We start from the raw sequence: 360 nt of genomic DNA on the forward strand, positions 1-360 counted from the left end.
GGCCAAATCCGAGATCGATCCTGTTCGGGAAAAGCGCCTCAAGCAGTTGATAGTTCTCGGCTATTTTCAGGCTGCTGTAGTTGGGCAGCAGAACGCCCCCGGAACCTACGCGGATGGCTGTCGTCGCAGAAGCGATGCGCGACATCAGTATTTCCGGTGAGTTGCTTGCGGTGGCGGGGGCTCCATGATGCTCGGACACCCAAAACCGGTTGAATCCTTTGTCTTCCACACGCTGTGCCAGTCGCACACTGGACGCCAGCGCATCGACTGGGAGAAGACCTTCATCGACGGGTGAATAGTCCAGAATGCTCAGCTTCATGGATCTCATCACGGTTTACGCTCCTTCAGTCTGTTCAGGTG

The 360-nt window shown here is 56.1% G+C and carries 1 protein-coding gene; it reads right to left on the reverse strand.

Annotated features, from left to right (window positions below; translation table 11 throughout):
• On the reverse strand, positions 1-319 hold a 319-nt coding region (locus GHO03_RS24820), incomplete at its 3' end, for an LLM class flavin-dependent oxidoreductase (protein ID WP_153400716.1).
• Between the last annotated feature and the right edge of the window lie 41 nt (positions 320-360).

The organism is Pseudomonas sp. FSL R10-1339 (assembly GCF_009600545.1).
In the GTDB taxonomy this organism is placed as follows: domain Bacteria; phylum Pseudomonadota; class Gammaproteobacteria; order Pseudomonadales; family Pseudomonadaceae; genus Aquipseudomonas; species Aquipseudomonas bubulae.